Origin of the sequence: Paenibacillus sp. Leaf72, from assembly GCF_001422685.1 — a bacterium.
Classification (GTDB): Bacteria; Bacillota; Bacilli; order Paenibacillales; family Paenibacillaceae; genus Pristimantibacillus.
Map to the genome: position 1 here is coordinate 331,138 of NZ_LMLV01000034.1, position 22,610 is coordinate 353,747.

The 22,610-nt window shown below is 49.7% G+C and carries 18 protein-coding genes, 1 pseudogene and 1 CRISPR repeat array; of the genes and pseudogenes, 6 read left to right on the plus strand and 13 right to left on the minus strand.

The genetic code is table 11. The annotated features are described in order from the left end of the window. Positions 1 to 76: 76 nt before the first annotated feature. The gene (locus tag ASF12_RS30760; protein ID WP_063892692.1) at positions 77 to 916 is read left to right on the plus strand and encodes a matrixin family metalloprotease; all 840 of its coding nucleotides are present in this window, start codon (positions 77 to 79) and stop codon (positions 914 to 916) included. 31 nt (positions 917 to 947) lie between these two features. Beyond that, positions 948 to 2,795 carry a DNA/RNA non-specific endonuclease gene (locus tag ASF12_RS30765; RefSeq protein WP_056042770.1) on the plus strand — a complete coding sequence of 616 codons (1,848 nt, stop codon included), beginning with the start codon at positions 948 to 950 and terminating at the stop codon, positions 2,793 to 2,795. A gap of 202 nt (positions 2,796 to 2,997) precedes the next feature. Then, positions 2,998 to 3,974: direct repeats of the CRISPR family, unit length 33 nt; unit sequence GTTTCAATCCACGCACTCCATACGGAGTGCGAC. Positions 3,975 to 4,194: 220 nt separating this feature from the next. Here ASF12_RS30765 and ASF12_RS30770 read toward each other — a convergent pair. The 7 genes and pseudogenes from ASF12_RS30770 to ASF12_RS30795 form a co-directional block, all read right to left on the minus strand. Further along, on the minus strand, positions 4,195 to 5,784 hold the full coding sequence (locus tag ASF12_RS30770) for a methyl-accepting chemotaxis protein (RefSeq protein WP_056042772.1): 1,590 nt from the start codon (positions 5,782 to 5,784) through the stop codon (positions 4,195 to 4,197). A 72-nt stretch (positions 5,785 to 5,856) separates the two neighbouring features. Next, positions 5,857 to 7,908 carry a chemotaxis protein CheA gene (locus tag ASF12_RS30775; RefSeq protein ID WP_056042774.1) on the minus strand — a complete coding sequence of 684 codons (2,052 nt, stop codon included), beginning with the start codon at positions 7,906 to 7,908 and terminating at the stop codon, positions 5,857 to 5,859. Between the two features lie 72 nt (positions 7,909 to 7,980). Further along, positions 7,981 to 8,409, minus strand: a complete 429-nt coding sequence (locus ASF12_RS30780; protein ID WP_056042776.1) for a chemotaxis protein CheW — start codon at positions 8,407 to 8,409, stop codon at positions 7,981 to 7,983. Between the two features lie 124 nt (positions 8,410 to 8,533). After that, positions 8,534 to 8,647, minus strand: a pseudogene (locus ASF12_RS36020) (chemotaxis response regulator protein-glutamate methylesterase); the annotation flags it as partial. Positions 8,648 to 8,881: 234 nt separating this feature from the next. Then, positions 8,882 to 10,006: a BTAD domain-containing protein gene (locus ASF12_RS30785; protein WP_056042778.1), complete on the minus strand. Its 1,125-nt coding sequence runs from the start codon at positions 10,004 to 10,006 to the stop codon at positions 8,882 to 8,884. Position 10,007: 1 nt separating this feature from the next. Next, positions 10,008 to 11,033, minus strand: a complete 1,026-nt coding sequence (locus ASF12_RS30790) for a histidine kinase (RefSeq protein ID WP_056042781.1) — start codon at positions 11,031 to 11,033, stop codon at positions 10,008 to 10,010. A 180-nt stretch (positions 11,034 to 11,213) separates the two neighbouring features. Beyond that, positions 11,214 to 11,771 (minus strand): GbsR/MarR family transcriptional regulator, encoded by a 558-nt coding sequence (locus ASF12_RS30795; protein ID WP_056042783.1) that lies wholly within the window; start codon positions 11,769 to 11,771, stop codon positions 11,214 to 11,216. Between the two features lie 298 nt (positions 11,772 to 12,069). Here ASF12_RS30795 and ASF12_RS30800 point away from each other — a divergent pair, with 298 nt between their 5' ends. From ASF12_RS30800 to serS, 4 genes are all read left to right on the plus strand, one after another. Next, positions 12,070 to 13,269, plus strand: coding sequence for a quaternary amine ABC transporter ATP-binding protein (locus ASF12_RS30800; protein WP_046228969.1), 1,200 nt, complete (start codon positions 12,070 to 12,072; stop codon positions 13,267 to 13,269). After that, on the plus strand, positions 13,266 to 14,102 hold the full coding sequence (locus tag ASF12_RS30805) for an ABC transporter permease (protein ID WP_056042785.1): 837 nt from the start codon (positions 13,266 to 13,268) through the stop codon (positions 14,100 to 14,102). Before ASF12_RS30800 ends, ASF12_RS30805 begins: the two co-directional genes overlap by 4 nt. Before the next feature lie 87 nt (positions 14,103 to 14,189). Continuing rightward, positions 14,190 to 15,035: a glycine betaine ABC transporter substrate-binding protein gene (locus ASF12_RS30810; RefSeq protein ID WP_327204959.1), complete on the plus strand. Its 846-nt coding sequence runs from the start codon at positions 14,190 to 14,192 to the stop codon at positions 15,033 to 15,035. 282 nt (positions 15,036 to 15,317) lie between these two features. After that, positions 15,318 to 16,724 carry a serine--tRNA ligase gene (gene serS / locus ASF12_RS30815; RefSeq protein WP_056042787.1) on the plus strand — a complete coding sequence of 469 codons (1,407 nt, stop codon included), beginning with the start codon at positions 15,318 to 15,320 and terminating at the stop codon, positions 16,722 to 16,724. Positions 16,725 to 16,874: 150 nt separating this feature from the next. Here serS and ASF12_RS30820 read toward each other — a convergent pair whose 3' ends face one another. From ASF12_RS30820 to ASF12_RS30845, 6 genes are all read right to left on the minus strand, one after another. Beyond that, positions 16,875 to 17,393 (minus strand): SRPBCC domain-containing protein, encoded by a 519-nt coding sequence (locus ASF12_RS30820; RefSeq protein ID WP_056042789.1) that lies wholly within the window; start codon positions 17,391 to 17,393, stop codon positions 16,875 to 16,877. Positions 17,394 to 17,412: 19 nt separating this feature from the next. Continuing rightward, complete coding sequence (locus tag ASF12_RS30825) at positions 17,413 to 17,742, minus strand: ArsR/SmtB family transcription factor (protein WP_056042790.1); 330 nt, start codon at positions 17,740 to 17,742, stop codon at positions 17,413 to 17,415. Between the two features lie 254 nt (positions 17,743 to 17,996). Then, positions 17,997 to 18,812, minus strand: coding sequence for a carbohydrate ABC transporter permease (locus tag ASF12_RS30830; RefSeq protein WP_056042792.1), 816 nt, complete (start codon positions 18,810 to 18,812; stop codon positions 17,997 to 17,999). 98 nt (positions 18,813 to 18,910) lie between these two features. Continuing rightward, positions 18,911 to 19,783 (minus strand): carbohydrate ABC transporter permease, encoded by an 873-nt coding sequence (locus ASF12_RS30835; RefSeq protein WP_056042794.1) that lies wholly within the window; start codon positions 19,781 to 19,783, stop codon positions 18,911 to 18,913. Between the two features lie 4 nt (positions 19,784 to 19,787). Further along, positions 19,788 to 21,068: an ABC transporter substrate-binding protein gene (locus ASF12_RS30840; protein ID WP_056042796.1), complete on the minus strand. Its 1,281-nt coding sequence runs from the start codon at positions 21,066 to 21,068 to the stop codon at positions 19,788 to 19,790. A 36-nt stretch (positions 21,069 to 21,104) separates the two neighbouring features. Further along, positions 21,105 to 22,301, minus strand: a complete 1,197-nt coding sequence (locus ASF12_RS30845; protein WP_056042799.1) for an LLM class flavin-dependent oxidoreductase — start codon at positions 22,299 to 22,301, stop codon at positions 21,105 to 21,107. Positions 22,302 to 22,610: the final 309 nt, after the last annotated feature.

Sequence of the window (22,610 nt, forward strand, 5' to 3'; positions counted from 1 at the left end):
GCTCGAATAATCAAACAATCATCTGTACATTCTATACCCTAGATTCAATTCCATTTTAAAAGGAGCTGCTTGTGTGATGAACCTAACTTTGATGCATTGCGTTGAGAAAAAACTATCTGAAGATCAAATGATTGATTCAGCTCGATTGGCTATACTGGAAAATCCGGAGAACGCGTCCAAAAACTCAAACGAAGTCGAAAATTTGGAAATGGCAATTGAGGTTAGTAAAAAATGGAGTAATGGTCGTACTCTACGTGTCCGATTCATGGGCGGTTTGCCATTTGTTCATGAAAAAGTGAAACAATATGCTAACCAATGGAGTCAATTTGCGAATATTAAGTTCTCGTTTGGCAACGACCCTGATGCCGAGATTCGAATTTCATTTAAGCAAGATGGACACTGGTCATACATCGGAACTGATAATCTGAGTATTCCGAAAAACGAAGCAACGATGAATTTTGAAGGATTTAATGAAAGTACGCGCGAGTCGGAATTTTCCCGTGTTGTCATGCATGAGTTCGGTCATTGTATTGGGATATCTCATGAACAGTCGAGTCCAGCAGCTAACATTCCTTGGGATGTTAAAGCCGTTTATAAGTACTATGAAGATAGAGGATGGTCTAAGCCAGTAGTTGATCATAACGTATTGGCGAAGCATCCAGCCGAAGGGTTCGCTTTTACTCCGCATGATCCTCAATCCATTATGCAATATCCTGTACCGAACGAACTAACGATAGGCAATTATGAAATTGGATGGAATACCAAATTATCGGATACGGATAAACGGTTTATAGGACAGATGTATCCGCTTGGCCGGCGATCTCCTCAATCGGATGATGCGGCTTACCTTAAACCTGATGTAGCGGCCGCAGCCATGAACAGCGATTCCCATAGCTCACATCTAGATACACACTAAATCTTATCAATAAAACCGGAGGGATCAAATCATGTCCATCTTAGTGACGAATAAAAACGAAACGAGTCAGAGCGAACTAACAGAGCAGCAGAAACTGGCGTTGCAGCGTTATATCGATCGTATACCGATCAGGGAAGGCCATCTTAGTCAATTGTATGTAAAAACTCCATTTGAGGTGGATGAGCCCGAACGGGTCAATGCCAGAAAGGCCATGCTTGATAACCGCGACAATCTCTCGCTGGAACGACTCATTGGCAATAACGATTTATTCCCCTTGCATTATCTGGAGAAGGGCCTTCGAGTGGCCAAATCAATATGCCGTATAGTTATAAAGGATGGGAACGGACGCAATGAAGGCTTCGGAACAGGCTTCATGGTTGCTCCTAATCTGCTGCTTACAAACAATCACGTTCTTCCCGATAAGGATTATGCTTTATCCAGCAGGGCCCAATTCAACTACGAAGTGGACGAGAACTTTAACCCGCGAACGGTACAGGAATTTCAGCTGTCTCCAAACCAATTGTATATCACGAATAAGGATCTGGATTACACCCTTGTTGCTATACAAGGAATGTCAGCGGAAGGTGTAGACATTCAGGAGTTCGGTTTTTTGCCCCTAATCAAGCAAACAGGCAAAGCGCTGCTTGGCGAATACGTGTCCATAATCCAGCATCCAAAAGGGGACTTCAAAGCAGTCGTATTGAGGGAAAATCAGATTACGGATATACTGGATAACTTTATTCATTACTCCGCCGATACGGAGCCAGGTTCGTCCGGCTCAACCGTTTTCAACGATCAATGGCAAGTCATTGCGCTTCACCACTCCAGCGTTCCTGATCCGAATCACGATGGACAATTCATCGCTAACGAAGGGGTTCGCGTTAGCAGTATCTTAGCCGATATCGACACACAAAAGTCTGTGTTAACTAATGCGCAGCGCGAACTTCTCAGCAAGGTCGGGGGCGAAGGAGCGTCTGCGGACTCAAGTCCTAGTTCGGTTCAGAGTAATGATGACGATGAGTCCGTTGTAGCCGAGTCGTTCGCGCTTGAACGATTCGAGCAGATGTCGGGATACGACCCCAAGTTTCTTGGTAATAGCTTTGCGGTTCCGCTCCCTGATCTGCGTGATGATTTAATGCAGGATGCGGCACCACTCATTCGAGGTGGCGGGCATATCTTGAATTACACGCATTTTTCCATCGTTATGAGCAAATCGCGCCGATTAGCCTTCTATACGGTTGTGAATATTGACGGGAAGCAGTTAAAAGGCAATATCGGCCGTTCGGACAAATGGCGATTCGATCCAAGAATCGATCAGCAGTTCCAAATCGGTAATGAGCTGTATAAAAACAATCCGTTGGATCGAGGACATCTAGTACGCAGGCGCGATCCGATATGGGGAACGGATGCGATTGCTGTTGTCGCCAACGAAGATACGTTCCACTTTACCAACTGTTCTCCTCAGCATGAGCAGCTAAACCAAGGGAAGAATTTGTGGTTAGGACTTGAGGATCATATCTTGAATCACGTTCAGAATATGAATATGAAAGCAACTGTCTTTACAGGTCCCGTCTTCCGCGACAAGGATAAGGCTTACCGTGGGATCAAGCTGCCGGAGGAATTCTGGAAGGTAGTCGTTGTCGTTATGGAGGACGGCAAACTGGACGCTGTCGCATTCCTGCTATCGCAAAAAGAGTTGATCAGCAATCTAGAGGCCGCCGCCATCGCTCCGTTTCGAACGTTCCAGGTGAAAATTTCGTCCATAGAGGCCTTAACTGGCTTGAGCTTCGGTACTCTCCGCATGAACGATCCATTAGAAGCTATCGAGATGACAACCGACAGTCTACCGATAGAACGGGTTGAGGATATTCGACTATAGATCCTGACACATAATGAAGAACACGCTGTGCTCATCAAACTAATTACGTTATGCTACAAATTTAGCCCAAACTCCTTTGAGTTTGGGCCGTATACTTTTTCAGAAAGGTAAATGTAGCTATTCCTATTTTCTCACCAACAACACACAGCACTCCATACGGAGTGCGACGCCGTAAAGCAGACGAACAGGTTTATGCGCTTCGGTTTCAATCCACGCAATCCATACGGAGTGCGACAACAAGCTGCTTACGACTCTTTATTTCACAATTATGTTTCAATCCACGCACTCAATACGGAGTGCGACACAGGTGGATTCAAGCAATAGCAGCCCTAATCCGTTTCAATCCACGCACTCCGTACGGAGTGCGACATCGCGGTGAAAGAACAGGCGGCTGTTATCATGGTTTCAATCCACGCACTCCGTACGGAGTGCGACAACATACAATGATTGTATGATAATGACATACAAATGTTTCAATCCACGCACTCCGTACGGAGTGCGACGAGTGCGATTGCTGCTTTTTTCGATGCTCGGGTTCTCGTTTCAATCCACGCACTCCATACGGAGTGCGACAAGGCAAGCTTTACTCATGATGATAAACGAAGCAGTTTCAATCCACGCACTCCATACGGAGTGCGACTAACCGCTATGATAATCAAGCAAATGGCCACTAGAGGTTTCAATCCACGCACTCCATACGGAGTGCGACATCAACATCTATGAAGGTGATATTACAGTAGTTGTGTTTCAATCCACGCACTCCATACGGAGTGCGACGATATAGAGTTAAGAGCCGAGATGTTGCTAAGGTGTTTCAATCCACGCACTCCATACGGAGTGCGACCATGTCCGTTATCGGACGTCAACTGTTTTTATGGTTTCAATCCACGCACTCCATACGGAGTGCGACCTGGCTGCAAGAGTTTTGCTGCGAGTTCATTGACGTTTCAATCCACGCACTCCATACGGAGTGCGACACCGTCGCATTGTTGAAATGTTCCGTTATGGAGCTGTTTCAATCCACGCACTCCGTACGGAGTGCGACGACTAAACCCCATGTTTTTTTACAGTCATATACGTTTCAATCCACGCACTCCGTACGGAGTGCGACACCAAAAAAGAGCTGCGATAAGCCCCGAAGAGCGAGTTTCAATCCACGCACTCCGTACGGAGTGCGACAGCGAAAATACAAGTGATTGATCCCATCATGGCATCAATCACCTCATTTTACAATAAATATAATACTAGAAAAATCTAGATCAAATCTTGACTTTTCTTGAAATAGCTCAAAATCGACATGCTTCTACAATTTCTGAGGTGCGAATCCCCTAGGGTTTTTATGTGAGCTTCACATTCGCACCTGGGCATGTAATCTCAGCTGCTAAAAAACTTTATGCAACTACGCCGTCTTAAAGCTCGACACCGTATGCTGGAGATCATCCGCCAGCTGGGCCAGCGATTGCGCGGTCGCTGCGGATTCTTCGCTGCTCGCTGCGGACTCCTCGGCAGCAGCGGAAACATTTTCAACGGTAGTCAACACGTTTGTCGCTTGGGCCGCCTGCTCTTCGCTCGCTGCGGCAATTTCGGATACGCGATGGCCTGTATCGTTGACCATCTTCGTAATACGCTCGAATGCTTCTCCCGTTTTCTCCGACAGCGTTGCGCTTTCCTCAACTGCATTCACGCTGCGCTTCGTATTTTGCTGCATGCCTTGAATAATGACCGTAATTTTCTTCGTCGCTTCGCCACTTCGCTCCGCCAGCTTGCGTACCTCATCGGCTACAACAGCAAAGCCTCGTCCTTGTTCGCCTGCCCGTGCTGCTTCAATGGCTGCATTCAGCGCAAGGAGGTTCGTTTGATCGGCGATATCCTCAATGACCTCGATAATATCGCCAACCTGATGGGAATCCTGCTCCAGCTGGGACATTTGCTCGCGCACGCCATTCATGCTTTTCACCGAGTTGTCGATAATGGTGCGGCCTTCTCTAGCAATTTTCATCGCGGAATCCGATAGCTCTGATGCTTGCTCTGTACTTTGAGCGACCGATTGAATGGCCATCGTCAGCTCGCTGAACAGCTCATGAATCGTCTGTGCCGCCGATGCTTGAGCTGTGCTCCCGCCGGCAATTTCCTCTGTAGCAGCCGAAATTTGCTCTGCAGCCGCAGCTACGCTGTGCGATGATTCAATAATACCGCTAACCGTTCCGTTCAAACGGTCAATCATATGGTTGAAGGAGCTTGCAAGATTGCCGACCTCGTCCTTCGTATGGATGTCTACCTTTTCACGCAGATCGCCGTCGGCCACATTTCTCGCCAGAACAACGATACGGCTGAGCGGCTTCGAAATCATCCGGGACAACACGATTCCGAAAATAATGCTCAGCAGGAATGCCAGCACCACAATGACAATTGTAATCAACAAAGCGCTATTATATGCTTCCGCCCCCTTCTGGTTCGCTGCGTCCGCTTCACGAATCGAAAGCTCGATGCTATCCTCAAGAATCTTGAAAACAATATCACCCTGCGTTTTTAATTCGTTACTGATCAAATTTTTAAACGCGGCATCATCGCCGGAATTATTGAGTTCAATACCCCGGTTGTAAATGACCAAATAAGCTTTCCAATCCGTATCAAAGCTATCAATGATCCTTTTAGCATCATCGCTCATATTCGTTGCTTTATATTTTTCAACAGCCTGCTCGACATGTGTTGTCGTTTCCCTAATTGTAGCAAGCTCTGCCTGCATTTTCTGCTCCGTATCATGCATATACAGGCTTCGGATTTGAACCCGCATACTGGTATAGTTGACCTGTGCCTCATAAGCTTCTTTAACAGGAATCAAATTATTGGAATACATATCATCCTGCGACGCATGCATTTTATTCAAATTATAAATACCGAATAAACCTACGACACCTAAAATAATCGCAACAATCAGAAATGCGGATATTAATTTGACACTGATTTTCAAGTTGTAGAACCAATTCATATCAAATACCCTCCCTATTCTATCTAATATTTGCTGTTAGTTTGTTTTCTTGCAGATCTGGCAAACGACGTTCTAGCTGATGCCGCTTGCTTTTTTCATAATGCCGCCAATTTCCAAAATCAACGCAATTCGCCCGTTGCCCAAAATCGTTGCTCCTGAAATACCGTCCACCTTGCCCACATAGGAACCAAGCGTTTTAATAACGACCTCTTGATTGCCAAGCAGCTGATCGACCGCAATAGCCAGCCGCTGCTCCGCTCTGCCGATCATTACGACCGGAATTTTGTCGGGTCTGCCCTCCGTGCGTGTATAGCCGAACATTTCATGCAGCCATACGAACGGTACGATCTGATTGCGGATTTTAATAACCGGCGAGCCTTTTATCATTTTGAGCGTGCTTGTATCGACTCGAATAATTTCCACAACGGCGCTCATTGGCAAAATAAACGTTTGGTCGCTCGCCTTGACGAGCAAGCCCGTTGTAATGGCAAGCGTCAGCGGCAGCCTTATCGTGAACTTCGTTCCAACGCCGACGGACGTATCAATATCAATAATTCCGCCAAGCCGCTCGATATCCGTCCGCACGATATCCATGCCCACGCCTCTGCCCGATACATCGCTAAGCTGGGAGGCCGTTGAGAAGCCTGGGTGAAAAATAAGGCGCAGCGCCTTATGCTCATCGAGCAGTGCCGCCTCCTCTGCGGTGATGACACCTTTGGCAACAGCGGATTTACGCAGCTTGTTCGTATCAATGCCGCCGCCATCATCCTCGACGACAACAACAACCTGATTATCCTCATGCGCCGCGCTTATTCTAACTGTTCCCTGCTCAGGCTTGCCGCATTTAACCCGCTCTTCCGGCATTTCAATACCGTGGTCCACCGCGTTGCGGATCAAATGAATCATCGGATCGCCGACCTCTTCAATAAGCGTGCGGTCAAGCTCTGTATCGCCGCCGACCATTTGCAGATCAACGCTTTTATTCAGCGTTTGCGCCAAATCACGGACCATGCGCGGGAAACGGCTGAACAGCTGCTCGATCGGCAGCATCCGTACTTTTAGTACGTTTTCCTGCAGGCTGCCAATCAATCTGGACAGATGATCGCTGATTTCGCCGAGGTCATCCATCGTCTCGGAATACCCATATGCTTGATGCAGTGTTTGAATGGCCTGCTTCAAGCGGGTTTGGTCGATTACTAGCTCTCCGAGCAAATCGAGTACATTTTCCAGTCGTTCCACGTTGACGCGAATCGTCTGCTGTTTCACTGACGCTTTGGACTGCTGCGTCTTGTCTGCTTCATCCTGCGCTACGCTTACGGCAAAACCGGGCAGCATGTCCACGTTCTCCTGTTCCAGCTCCAAAACTGCGGCTGTCTCAGCCTCCGGTTGGGACGGCATCGCTGCCTCCACCCTTACGCTCTGCACGTCCATCAGCCCAGCTACCGCCAGCTCAAGAGCATCTGGCTCCACCTCTTGAGTGGCAATCAGCCACCGTATCGCATGAATATCCTGATCATCCTGCACCAGCTTCATATTGGGCTCATTCCACAGCACCTCGCCAAACGCACGCAAGGAAATATCAATAATGCTGATGCGAGCGAGCTTCATCATGCAGTCCTCAGTCAGCTTGACGGTAATTGTATATACGGTTTGACCGCTATGTATATATTCTCGCAGCAACTGCTCCGCCTCTTCCGGCAAAGCTTCGCCTGCTGATTCCTTTGCAGCCGCGACTGATTCCGTATTTGCTTTCGAGAAGCGTCCCAATTCCTTGATGACCGCCGAAGGGTCCGGCAGCAGCTCCTCGTGGATAATGCTGTTTTGCAAATCTTTAATAAAGTCGAGACATTGAAAAAATAAATTCGTTAATTCCCGTGTCATCTCAAGCTCTTCATTGCGCAGCATATCAAGCAGATGCTCCCATTCATGGGTTAGCTGCTTGAGCTCCATATAGCCCATTGCCGCGGAAGAGCCTTTAATCGTATGTGCCGCCCGGAAAAGCCGCTGAATGCCCTCAGAATGAGAGCCTTGCTTTTCCAAAGATAAAATCTCTTCTTCCATCGTCATAATTTGTTCCTCAAGCTCTTCGAGAAACACTTGCCTAAATTCCGAGTTATCGAACATATGCACCACCTTGTAAGCGTTGACTTAAGAGCTCCCTTGCTGCTTGAAGTATGCCATGTGAAGCAAGAAGCATTAATCGCGCAGCAGCACCTCATCGATCTTTAATATGCCGACCAATTCTGACTCTGTAAGACCGATTCCTGTAAAATAGGCACCGTTAATGCCGCCTACCCGCTCCGGCGGTGGCTGAATATCGTGAAACGACGTAACCTTGTACACCCGATCCACAATAATGCCGATCGACTCCTCCTGATGATGAACAACGACGATTCGCGTCGCTTTTGAATACACATCCTCATCCAGTGAAAATAACGCTCGCAGGCTAATAACCGGAATAATTTTGCCGCGTAAATTAATGACACCCATCACATAAAACTGGCAATTCGGTATTTCGGTAATTTCCTGCATACGTATAATTTCATGAACTTCAGCTATACGTATGCCATAGCTTTCTTCCCCTACGCCAAATTGTACATACTGCATTTGCTCTACCCCCTGCATGATTTCACCCCCTTTCATATTCTGCCTTTGGTAACGTCCAGCAGCTTTCTGCCAATCTGCTCAATGGGCAGCACATAATCGACGGTTCCCCGATCAACTATCGGCGCTCCGGTTGCGTTTTTTATTTTTTACACAATTCTGACTTTACTTTATATATATCGGCTGACAGCTCTCCCGACGGCTTGGCGACAAAATCAACCGCCCCGCACTGAAGCGCCATAATGGTCTCTTCTCCACCAAATTTTACATCTTCAGTCCTCCCGTTTTGCTGATTGCTGCGCCTTATTTCCTACACAATAACAAACATCTCTGAATCATAACTGAATCTTTTGTCGATTTTTGTAGCATTTTAACGAATTTAATTAGCATTACGCGTTAACTTGATCAATTTAGGAAACTTTTCATAATCTTCTCAAAAGCGCAAAAAAACTACCTTTGTCTCAGACAAAAGGCAGCTTCTTATTATCCCCTATCAGGTTGATTGCATTAGCGACTCATATCGGTCTACAAGCTCGGCATGTGGACAAGCTCCAAGCTCCCCTGCACTGCGCTTGCAAAACTGCTTAAATACGGTGTCGGCCTTCACCCGATTGCCTCCTCTCTTATAGCAGCGGACTACGAGCCATAAGGCCCCCTCATCGTAAGGCTCCTTGTTTAAGTATTCGAGCGCATAATCCGTTGCTACAAGAATATCTCCCTGATTCAGCAGCTCCTCGACAAGCCGCTCCACAACCAGGCCTCCGATAAGCCTATAATGCTCGCGCAGCCGATAAACCCAGACGCTCTGAATGTCAGTCAGCACTTCCTCCTTGTATAAGTTCACCGCCTGTCGGAGCAAAAATAGGCTGCCCATGTCGACCGCACGTTTCGCTAGCTGTTGAAATTCAAGCATATCTGAGGACATATGCTCGGCAGTCAAAATATACTTCTCCCGCAGCGATTTAATCCGAACCCTCCCGTCCAGCCCATTACGCTTCAACAGCTGACGGAGTTGATACACGCAGGTGTGAATGTATGCCCTTGCCTTCGTATCTTCCATTCCAGGAAAAACATCATCCATAATATTCTCCACGCGGCATTCCCGGTTCGTCCATAAATACGCAAACAGCTCCTTCGTTTTCAGCACCTTCCATTTGACGGGACCTGCTGTCCCATACAGGTTCAGCTTGCCGAAGCATTGAACGTCGACTCTGTCTTTCTGCTTTACCGCCTCGGCGGCCAATTTATTTCTCCCAATTCTGCGTTGACGTACACGCTCCACCGTTCGCTGAAGCCGCTGCGGGGCTACCGGTTTCAAAATATAATCCTCCACATTCAGCTCATAAGCCTGCAACGCATGATTGTCAAATGCCGTGACAAATACGGTAGCCGTCCCTGGGCAATAAGCGAGCATTTCCTCCGCGAACATAAGACCAGAAATTTGCGGCATGTAAATGTCTATGAACACGACATCCGGCGGCTCGCGCTTAATGGCCGCAAGCCCCTCCAGCGGATCATCATAAAGCTGAATGGAGCCGATTCCTTCACAGTTCGATAAATATTCCTTCATTTCCTCAAGCGCCCAGTGCTCATCATCCACCACCGCGACGTTCAACATTTCAAATCCCTCCCTGTGCTGGTATCAAAAAGGTAACGGTCGTGCCTCCGCTTTCGCGCCGTCTAATATGTAGTCCCGTTCCAAAATGGCGAAGCAGCCGCTCGTTTGTATTCGCAAGCCCAATTCCCTGCCGCAGCTGTTGCCCGCTTGGCAAACGCCTGCCTGGCGGCTGCTTCCTTAAGCGCATGAAGCTTTCAAGCTGCTCCTCCGGAATACCGACTCCATCGTCCTTAATAATGACGCGGATGCCCCCAGGAACGGAGAGCGTAATAATTTCAATCGTGCCGCCAATGAGCTTGGCTGTAATGCCATGGCGAATCGCATTTTCCACCAGCGTCTGAATGACAAAGGGTGGCAGGTGAAACTGCGTCGCTCCGAGCTCGTAATTCACCTGCAGACGGCTGCCAAATCTAGCCTTCTCCAAATCCAGATAGGCGCTGACGAGTGCAAGCTCGACCTTGAATGAAACTGCCTCCGCCTGATTCTCAAAATCAAAGCTGCTGCGCAAAAATTCACTCAGGCTGCGAAGCAGTCCCCTCGCTTCCTCGGCATTACGCTTGCTGATGAAAATGATTGTGCCGATTGCATTAAACAAAAAATGCGGCTTAATCTTCGCACGCAGCATCGCCAGCTCCGTCTCTACAAGCCCGGCCTCTGATTTTCTCAGCTGCATGAGCATGCAGAGCTTATGCTTAAGCTCTACAGCGGCGAAGGGCCGCAATAAATAATCATTCATCCCAGCTGTGTAGAGCCGTTCCAGCTGACTCCTGGCCTTGATGTCAAGCAGTAGGAGTATGTATAGCTCCTTGCTGCCGCTTGCCTCACGAATAGCGCGGCACGCGGCTTCAGCATCCTCTGCCAGAGAAGCGTCAATAAGACATAAGTCAGCCTCGTCGCCCTGCTTGAACCAGAGCAAAGCGTCTTCCAACCTGCTCTCAGCCGAGACTTGTATATTTTGTTCTGTGAACACATCCGTAATAATCGCTCTTTCGATTACGTGGTCATGAACGAGAAGCGCATGAAGCAATGCAAATCCCCCATTCCAAATTATAGTAGATAAAAACGTCTAGTAACTATATCGGTTATAGTGGCTTCTCTTTACACTAAACCCCACAGGGAGACGCAGAAAAGACCGGTTGTATTCAACCGGCCTTGCACGAAACCTATGTTTTTTATACGTATGCTATGTTGTGCGAAATTCTGCTGTCTACTCTTCCTTCGGAATCAGCTTGTAAATTTCTCCTGATTCAAAAGCATCAATGAGGCGTCCCAGCCATTTGTAATACGCAAGGGCTTCCTGAAGCTTCTGCCTGTCGCTAGCTAGCACATCCAGAAAGGCTTCGGACTGCTCCGTGTTGTTCTCAAGCTGTTCAATTTCCTTAAGAGAACGGGTTAGGGCGAGCACATTTTGCTCCGCAGCCTTCCTCCATTTAATAGAGAAGAAGTCCGTGAAGTTTTCATGCCAATCCGGCACCACCTCATACAAATCTTTGCGTGAGCCTTTGCCCCATACTTTATTGATCATTTTCAGATCGTATAACGTCCGCATTCCGGTGCTCATTGACGTTTTGCTCATTCCCATCGTAGCACTCATTTCGTCCAGCGTGACAGGCTCGCGGTTGAAATACATATTGCCGTATAAATGCCCGATGGACAACGTTATGCCATATAGATCCATGTTTTTGCCGATTGATTCAATGACGCGCCGACGCGTCTTCAGCAACTGCTGCTGCTGCTCTTCTGTTAATGCTGCAAGTTCATCCATGTCGTTCCTCCTGAGGAGTGGCGTGTCCCATTCATCCTACAACATGTATTGTAATCAAACGTCTAGGGAAATGTAAAGAAACATGTTGATATGAAAAAGGGAGTTATCAGGAGTATTCTGTACGAAAAGTTTGTAAAGTTGTAACTGTACAAAGCATACAGAGGCTCACGCCTTTTGACCATTACATTGTTATCCAACTACACTTATAAGCAGACGAACACTCGAAGCTTGGTGAAGAAGCGTTATGATAAAGCGTACACCTCGCTTCCTGTGCCAAGGATCGTGGAGGGGGTACTACATGGCTATTATAGAAGCTAAAAAGCTGACCAAGATTTTCGGAGCGGACCCAAAAAAAGCGATACCGCTGCTGGATAAGGGCTGGTCAAAAGAAAAGATTTTAAAAGAAACGAAGCTGACTGTCGGCGTGAATCAAGCCAATTTTTCGATAGAGGCCGGACAAATATTTGTCATTATGGGCTTATCGGGCAGCGGCAAATCGACGCTCGTTCGCTTATTGAATCGCTTAATTGAGCCGACGGGCGGACAAGTGCTGTTTAATGGCAAGGATGTGCTCAAGATGACGGCTGAGCAGCTCCGGCAGTTTCGGCGCAAGCATGTCGGGATGGTGTTTCAGAAATTTGCGCTGTTCCCGCATCGCACCGTTTTGCAAAATATCGAATATGGCCTTGAAGTTCAAGGCATCAACAAGTCGAAGCGCCGGGAAATGGCGATCCAATCTTTAGAGCTAGTAGGCTTGAAAGGCTACGGCGACAGTTATCCCGAGCAGCTAAGCGGCGGGATGCAGCAGCGCGTAGGCCTTGCAAGAGGACTTGCCAGCGATCCCGAAGTACTGCTGATGGATGAAGCGTTCAGTGCACTTGACCCGCTTATCCGCAAGGATATGCAGGATGAGCTGCTGGAGCTGCAATCGAAAATGAAAAAAACGATCGTCTTCATTACCCATGATTTGAATGAGGCGCTGCGCATTGGCGACCAGATTGCCCTAATGAAGGATGGCAGCATCGTGCAAATCGGCTCGCCGGAAGAAATTTTGATGCAGCCTGCCAATAAATATGTCGAGCGTTTCGTCGAGGACGTCGATTTGTCCAAGGTGCTCACCGCCTCTCATGTGATGGCGAAGGCCGAGACGATTACGAATGAGAGAGGACCGCGCGTTGCGCTCCAGCTCATGCGTGCCAGAAGCATCTCCAGCTTATATATGGTGGACAGGGAGATGCGCTTGCTTGGTGTCATTACGGCCGACGATGCAGCCAGAGCTTTGAAGGAAGGGCTGTCACTCGAATCGCTGACCCAGCGTGATGTTCCAACCGTGTCGCCCGATACGCTGCTCAATGAGCTGTTCGAGCTTATGGGCAATGCCAGATTGCCCGTTGCTGTCATCGGCGAAAATGGCCGATTAAAGGGCATCGTCATTAAAGGCGCAGTGCTCGCCGCACTCGCAGGCAATACCGAAATAGAGGCAGGTGTTAAAGCATGAATATACCCAAAATCCCTTTAGCGGACTGGATTGGGGCGCTGGAAACATGGCTTGAAACCCATCTCGGCCCGCTTTTTAAGCTTATTAAAGTGGTCGTAGGCGAAACGGTTGGCGGATTAAATGTCGCTCTCGACTTTTTCCCTCCGCTTGTGCTTATTATTCTATTTACCGCAGCAGCTTGGTTTCTCGGCAAATGGCGCATGGCGCTGTTTACGTTTGTCGGCCTGCTCATCATTGATAATCTCGGCTATTGGAGCCAGACGATGCAGACGCTGTCGCTCGTGCTGACCTCCGCCCTCATTTCAGTGGTGGTTGGCGTTCCAGTTGGCATTTTGTGTGCACGTAAAAATAGCATTCAAAATATTGTTACTCCGATTCTTGACTTCATGCAGACGATGCCGGCCTTTGTCTATTTGCTGCCTGCCGTCTCCTTCTTCTCGCTTGGCGTCGTGCCAGGCGTCATCGCTTCGATTATTTTTGCGATTCCACCAACGATTCGCATGACCAATCTCGGCATTCGCCAAGTTCCAGAGGAGCTGACTGAAGCGGCTGATGCCTTCGGCTCTACACCGTCGCAGAAGCTGATCAAGCTGCAATTGCCGATTGCGCTGCCGAGCATTATGGCGGGCATCAACCAGACGATTATGCTGTCGCTTTCGATGGTCGTTATCGCATCCATGATTGGCGCACAGGGCGTTGGATCGTACGTGTACCGCGCTGTGACGCAGGGCAACACCGGAGTTGGCTTTGAAGCGGGGATCGCAATCGTTATATTGGCGATTATCCTCGACCGCTTGACGCAAAATGCGATTCGCCGTACGAAAAAGGCGTAAGCAATCTTAAGTGCTCTCCGCCTTTACAGCGGAATAGCTGCAATATCAATCGAAATATTTTCAGAAGGAGTGTTATTGTTGAAAAAAGTGAAAATGCTAGTTGCTGCCGTTATGCTCGCTGTTCTAGCCGCCGGCTGTTCTTCCGCCAGCGGAAGCAAGAACATTACCCTTGCTTATGTCGCTTGGGATTCAGAAATTGCGAGCACCTATGTCGTTAAAGAAGTGTTGGAACAGAAGCTGGGCTACAAGGTTGAAATGCTTCAAGTGGATGCCGGGCCGATGTGGGCTGGCATTTCCGACGGAAGCGCAGACGGAATCGTTGCCGCTTGGCTCCCAAGCACGCATGCCTCTTATGCAGATAAATATAAAGGGCAATATGAGGATCTCGGCGCTAACCTCGAAGGCACCAAAACCGGACTTGTCGTTCCTAAATATATGGACATCAACAGCATCGAGGATTTGAATGATAAGACGGGTCCCGAGCTGGACTATAAAATTATTGGCATTGAGCCGGGTGCCGGACTTATGATGGCTTCGGAGAAAGCGCTCGATGCATACGGCCTGCGTGATAAATGGACGCTGCTTGAAAGCTCGTCCGCTGCAATGTCGCAGGAGCTTCAGAAGGCGTATGACAATAAAGAGCCGATCGTTGTAACGGGCTGGACACCACATTGGATGTTCGCCAAGATGGATCTGAAATATTTGGATGATCCGAAAAATGTATACGGTAGCGCGGAACAAATTCATACGATTGTACGCAAAGGACTGAAAGAGGACAAAGCGGAAGCTTATGCTTTCCTCGACAAGTTCAACTGGACTCCGGAGGATATGGCGAAGGTCATGGTTGCTATTCAAGGCGGCGAAACGCCAGAAGCAGCAGCTAAAGCCTGGGTTGAAGGCAACGCCGAGCTGGTTGATGCTTGGTTGAAATAATTCAGCCTTGCTTTCATCAGCAGCGCGCGCTATAATACATCTAATTTCATTACAACGACTTGCTGATGACGAGAATCCAACTCCGAGGCGTTCTCGTCAAGAGAGATGTTTAGCGCTTCTCCTAAGTTAACCGGGCCCGCCCGTTATCGCGGAACCAAAGCGGATCGTTCGGCACTGCCGTCCGGTCAAGTTGGGTGGCACCGCGAGTTTAACGCTCCTCGTCCCAAAAGGATGAGGGGCGTTTTTTGCGTTTTTATTTAAAAGGCGAAGGAGCGCGGTAACATGCTGGACATGAAATGGATTCGCGAAAACAAAGAGCTGGTGCAGCAGGCGGCGGAGCATAAGGGGCTGGATTTTAACGTTCAGCAGCTGCTGGATGCCGATAGCCACAGACGCGAGCTGCAGCAGAAGGCGGACGAACTTAGGCAGGAGCGCAATGCGCATTCGCAGCGCATTGGGAAGCTGATGCAGAGCGCAAATGCGAGGCGGCAGAAGCAAGGAGCGGAGCAGCACGGGGCAAAGCAGCAACAGGCGGCGTTCGAACCGCCGCAATGGACGGAGCAAGAGCAGGCCGAGCAATTGAAGCAGGCAGTAGCGAAAATTAATGAGCTGCTAAAGCCTTGCGAGGAGCAGCTGCTTGAAGCCGAGCAGCAATTCCGCAAGCTTATGCTGGAGGTGCCGAATCCGGCTTCGCCAGATACGCCTATCGGCAGGTCGGATGCTGACAATGTGGAATTGCGCCGAATCGGCAGCATTCCGGCCCCCGCTTTTGCGCTGCGGGATCATGTAGAGCTTGGCGAGCTCCACGGCATGATAGATATAAATCGCGGCGTTCGGACGGCGGGCTCGCGCAGCTACTATTTGAAAGGGACAGGTGCCCTGCTGCACCGTGCGGTCCAGCAGCTTGCGCTCGATTACTTGCTGGAGCGCGGATTTACGCTGCTTGATGTGCCTCTGATGGTAAGAGAGGAAGCGATGTACAATACGGGATATTTCCCCGGGGGAACGGATTCGGCATACCGGATCGACGGCGAAGATCGCTGGCTGATCGGGACTTCGGAAGTACCGCTAGTCGCCTATTACGATAATGAAATCGTCGATGTGGCCGAGCCGATTCGGCTTACTGCCGCAACCGCCTGCTTCCGCAGCGAGGTCGGCTCGGCTGGCCGGGATGTGCGCGGCCTCTACCGCGTGCATCAATTTGCCAAGGTTGAGCAGGTTGTGCTTTGCGAAGCCGATCCTGCCCGTTCGGAGGCGCTGCTCCACGAAATAACAGCGAATGCGGAACAGCTGCTGCAATTGCTGGAGCTGCCCTATCGTGTTGTTGCGGTATGTACCGGCGATATGTCGCAAAAAAATGTGAAGCAATTCGACATTGAAACGTGGATGCCGAGCAGGCAAGCTTATGGCGAGACGCATTCGTCGTCGAATGTGCATGATTTTCAGGCGCGGCGCTCGAATATTCGCTATCGCGATGCCGAAGGCAAGCTGCGCTACTGCCACACGCTCAACAACACGGCCGTCGCAACGCCGCGCATTCTTATTCCGCTGCTGGAAAATCATCAGCTTGAAGACGGCTCGATTTATATTCCGCCAGCGCTTCGTCCCTATATGAACGGGCTGGAAATGCTGCAAGCTCCAGCTGCCCCCCTTGCGGAAGCAGCCCAGGTGCAGCCAGAAACAAAGTAAAACATGTCCAGATAATGGTCATACCAACAGGCTGGAAAATAAAAAGACAAGCGCTGCCGATTCAGCAGCGCTTGTCTTTTCTATAGTTGAGCAGCAGTCTGAACGGCAGCGGGCAGCTTGCTGGCTTTATTTTTCCAAGCTGTATTGGCGTTAGGATGATTTCAGCTCTTCCAAGTAGGCGACCAGACGATCCGATGTTTCGCTGATGCCCTGCTCCATTCCCATTTCGACTACCGTCTTGAGTGCTTCCTCCGTTGGGTAGCGGGTCACGCTCACGAATTTGGTTTTGCCATCCTGCGTCGCTTCGAACGTCATGGTGACGTTAGCTGACGGCATGTCCGCGGATTCATTGCCTTCGGCATCAGAGAAATAATCTACGTAGGCGATTTTCTCATTCGTTACAATTTCCTTGTATACGGCCTTGCCCCATGATTCATAGCCGAAAAAATCCCCTTGGTTCTGGTCGATGCATTTCATGCAGTAATGCCATACGCCGCCTGGACGGAAATCGACTGTGCAAGCCGACAAAATCCAGCCATTCGGTCCCCACCAATGCTTCAAATGCTCAGCCGTGGAATGGGCTTCAAACACGAGTGCATGCGGTGCGTCAAAAACCCGCTCCATCGTAAGTACCTGTCCGTCTACCTTTAAGCTTAATTTGTTCGTCATTGTGATTGCCTCCTGAAAGTTAGTTTGGTTTGCTGCCTCGTTCCTTCAACTGCTGCAAGTAAAAATCCAATTTGTCGAACCGCTCGCTCCATAGGCTGCGATAGGTTTCCAGCCAGCTGTCCATCTCTTGGAGCGGCTCCACCCGAAGCTTGTAATAACGGCGATTGGCCGCTGCCTGCACCTCGACGAGCCCTGCTTCCAGCAATATACGCAAATGCTTGGAAGCCTGAGGCTGACGAATGGGCAGACGTTCCGCAATTTCTCCGACAGTCAAGGAACCATCCACCAGCAGCTCCATGATCCGCAGGCGCGTCGGGTCGGATAATGCGCTGAATGTCGTAGCTTTCATAAAAACCGCGTCCTTTAATGGCGCTGTTAGAATTAAAGGGAAGTCAGCGCTATGAAGGTGCTTTCGTTTCCCTGAATTGAATATACCATTACAGGAATATTCCCGTCAAGGAATAATCAAAAAACTTCCGCCGAGCATAATTGGCATACTGTCATTTTGCACAAAAAAAAGCCGCTAACAAGCATAAAACTTGTCACCAGCTTACGTATAAAGATCAAAAAAAAAGAGCTGCACCCCAGCGGTGTGCACTCCTTCTAGCCCTTCAATGATCCGGCGGCCATGCCGGAAATAAAATAACGCTGCAGCAATAAAAATAAAATAAGCATCGGCAGCGAGATCAGTACAACTCCGGTCAGCAGCCCCGGATAATTGGTTGAATATTCGCCCTGGAATTGCAAAAGCGCTAAGGGCAGCGTCATTTTTGCCTTATCTGTGAGCAGCAGCATCGGGAACAGCAGGTCATTCCAGACGCCCACGAGCAGGAAGATAGCTGTTGCCGCAAGTGAAGGTGCTGACAGCGGCAGCGCTATTTGGGTGTAAAGCCGCCATTCCCCCGCGCCATCCATGCTGCCTGCCTCGAACATTTCCTTGGGCAGCGCGCGCATGAAGCCCGTCAGCATAAAAACCGCTACTGGCAGCAGCATCGCGACCGTCACTAATATGAGCCCAAACCGGCTGTTCATCAGCCCAAGATCGCGCATAAAGGAGTAGATTGGAATCATATTCACCTGTGCCGGAACCATCAATCCTATGAGAAATATGCCGTAAAGGATTAGGCCGAGCCTATTGGCAATCCGGTAAATGCCGTAAGCAATCATGCTTGACACGATCAGCTCCAGGACAACCGTGCTGAAAGAAACCGTTATGCTATTGCTGAAATAAGACAGCATCGGTTGGCTGTCGAATAGATGGCTGTAGTTTTGCCCTGTGAATGAGCTTGGAATACCGAGCGGACTCGCATAAAACTGCTGCTGGTCTTTGATCGTCGTCACAATCAGGAAAATAAGCGGCAGCAAAATAATGATCGCGAAAGCGAGCAGAAACAAACGCCCTGCTATTCGTAACAGCATGAATCCATGCCTCCTTTCTGATCTGATCATGACGCAAGTTAAGGGCCTATCTTCAAGCCGCCTGCTTCGCAGCGCGTGGGGCAGCTTGAAAATACGGCCTAATAGGAGACGCGATTCGCTTGCAGCGCTTTGAATTGCAGAAACGTAATGAAGGCAATAATAAACAGGAAATAAATCGATGCAGCGGACGCTTGGCCAAACTTATAGTTTTGGAACGCCGCCGAATAAATGTACGTGGACAAAATTTCCGTCGCATAATTCGGGCCGCCCCGCGTCGTAACGAAAATCAAATCAAACGCCTTGAAGGACTGAATCGTCGTATAAGCGACAACAATCGTAGCCGCAGGCGCAAGCAAGGGCCAGGTAATCCGGCGAAAAATAGCCCATCTGCCTCCTCCGTCCAGCTTCGCCGCCTCATACAGCTCCTCTGGAATCGCATGCAGGCCTGCGATAAACAAAATTGCCATTTGCCCAATATGCGCCCATGCTTGAACGGCAGCAATGGAATAGATCGCAAGCGACGGATTGCCAAGCCAATTATTCGCAAGCGCTGACAATCCGAGCATCCGGAGCAGCTCGTTAAGCAGCCCCAGATTCGGATCGTAAACATAAGCAGCGATAAAGCCGACGGCGGCAGACGATAATATCGTCGGGAAGAAATACAGCGCCCGCAGCGCCACCGTCGTTTTTTTATTTTTCGTCAGCAGCAGCGCTACAATTAGTGATACGAGCGTCTGCACGACCACGACCGACAGCATGAACCGCAAGTTGTTGCCGATCGCTTTTTTGAAAATAATGCTGTCTGCTACCGTCTTGTAATTATCAAGACCTACGAAGCCGGAGGTGTCCGACATGCCGTCCCAATCCGTGAAGGAATTGTAGAAGCCGGACAGCGTCGGATATAGAAAGAAGACAGCATAGAGCAGCAGCCCCGGGACAAAAAAGAAGTATATCGTCTTCCGCACAGCCATCAGACTATGGCTTCAGCTGCTGGTCCACAATCGCTTGCGCGCTGCTGGCAGCCCCTTCCGCCGAATCGCCAGCAATGACCGCTTGAATGGAGCCGGTAACCGCCTTCTGAATTTCAATATTCGTAATGAGATAACGAGGCTGGAAGCGCGTTTTCTTATCGGCCCAGCCGCTGATGACTTGCAAAGCAGGGCTTGTGTATTCGATATCCTTGACCGGAATGTTCTGGTTCGCCGCATTTGCGACTTTGCCCGCTACTTCTTTTTTGCCCAGATAAGAAATGAAGGCTTTGGCTTCTTCCGGATGCTTGGACTTGCTGTTGACGCCAAGCATGAATGTCGTCGTATGAATGCCTTCATAGATTGCTTGATCAGCGGGCACGGTAATTGGAGCGAGCAAATCCAGCTTCAGCTCAGGACTCGCTTTCAATACGGCTGCAATGGAGTACGAGCCAGTTGCCAGCATCGCCGCTTTTCCTTGTGAGAAAAGGGCAATCGCCGCATCCGTATTCGTACCCAGCGAATCCGGCTGGAAATAACCTTTGTCGTTCAGTTCTTTGAACTGCGACAGCGTGGTGGTCCACCATTCATCCGTAAGCTTGGTTTCGCCCTTCTCAAGCTTTTGGAACACCTCTTCATCCGGCGCATTGTTCATCATCATCGGGTTCATGAATTGGCCTGGGCCAATATCGGCGCCGGGGAAGGCGATCGGGATAATGCCGTTGCTCTTAAGCGTTTCGCTTGCGGCAAGGAAGCTGTCCCAATCCTTCGGAGGTGAAAGGTTGTATTGCTCGAACAGCCCGACGTTGTAAACCGGAATGTTGTACACGAGAGAATACGGCAGCGCGTATTGCTTGCCATCTTTTGCTCCAGATTTAATCAGCTCCGGCACGAACGATTGGACGAATGCCTCATTCGTTAAATCGGTGTATAAGCCTGCTTTGGCAATGGATTCAAACTGTGCGCCCGGGAAGGAAGCAAATACGTCGCCTACAGAGCCGTCGAGCAGCTTAACCTGCGCCGTCGTCTGATATTGCTCAGACGGGAACGTCTGCATCGACACTTTGATGCCGGGATTTTCCTGCTCAAAATCTTTAATAATCTCGTTCCAGACTGGCACATCGCCCTGCCAATGGATAAAGCTGATCTCTACGGGCTTGCCAGCTCCGCTATTGCCGCTGGATGCGGTATTGCTGCTGGCATCGCCGCCAATGCCGCCGCAAGCTGCCAAGATGAGTGCAAGCAGCAGCAGTATGGCTGCGGGAAACGAATATTTTTTCAACATCATGGATTTAATAACCCTCCTATCATCTTCTGTGAAAATTTACGCCCGTACTTCGCGTCTGCTCGCCCACTTCTGATGGAACAGCGGCAATGCTTCTTTGCCGAAGCGCTCTGCCTCCTCCAGATGAGGGTAGCCCGACAATATAAAGGAGGATACGCCTAGCTCTGCGTATTCAATTAATCGTTCTGATACTTGGTCGGCTGTGCCTACAATCAGGATCGCTCCGCCCGAACGGACAAGCGACAGTCCTGCCCACAGGTTCGGCCCTACGACAAATCGCTCATCCTTGAACTGCTCGCGCAGCTCGTTCTGCCGGCGTTGGTTCGTTGCATCTGTCTTGGCAAAAGCTTTCTGCGCCTGCTCAATCGCTTCAGGCGACACCTTGCTAATGAGCTCCCATGCCGCGGCCCAAGCCTCTTCCTCTGTGTCGCGTACCAATACTTGCGCCCGAAGCCCGAAGCGGACCGGACGGTCAATACCCGTCTCCTCGCGATACTGCGAACGAACGACTTCAAAATCTTCGATCTGCTCGCGAATCCAGTCATGCGGCTCGCCCCACATTAAATACGTATCCGCGAATTCAACCGCTACGCGCTTCGCTGATGGAGAGCTTCCGCCGAGGTAAAACGGCGGATGAGGCTTCTGCACCGTCAGCGGCGTCGTCACCGCACGCGTGAACTGATAATATTTTCCGCGGAAAGGCTGCTGCTGATCGTTCTGCTTCGTTTCGGCACCTTCGCTGCCGACGAATTCAGAAGCTTTAATGCCATCCGATTGCGTCCACGCCTGCTGCATCACCGCCAAATATTCACTAGCGCGCTCATAGCGCTTATCATGCGCATGGGCAAGCGGGTCGCCAAGCTCCTCCAGATCCTGCACCGAGCTTCCGGTCACGACGTTAATCATCGCGCGTCCGCCAGATAATTGATCGAGCGCCGCTCCCATCCGGGCCGACAGCACTGGGGTTGTGAGGCCTGGGCGCACCGCTACAAGCGGGCGAAGCGTCGTCGTGTGGCTCATAATGGCTGAGCCAACAACCCAAGCGTCCAAGCACGGGCCGCCCGTTGGGATCAGTACGAAGCCAAGGCCTGCTTTTTCAGCCGCTTTAGCCACATCAATCAAATACTCCAGCGTAGGTTCCCTCTCCGATGCTACGCCTACGTAGCTGCCATCTCCCGCCGTAGGCAGAAACCAGCCAAATTCTATCTCTTTATGTTCATTAAGATTATTCACCATTATGCTCTCCTTTACGGGTATGACTCTGGATCCGTGAGCAGCCCGTATCTCCAGTTCGTCTGGCAGATGCCTATGGTACATCCGGCTGTCCGGTCAATAACCAACAAGTTTAGTAGGAATAGTTGTATTTGCATCATAACAATCAACCGTTAGTGGGTCAATGTCATTTCGCGGCGTTTTAAACTTGTCATTTTGTGATGTCGAATCATTTGCTATACTGGGAAAGGTTATGTCTTTTCACAGCGCCATTGAGGTAAAGATAGAATAATAGATTGTAGGCCAGGCACGTTTAAACATGGAAAAAAGGGG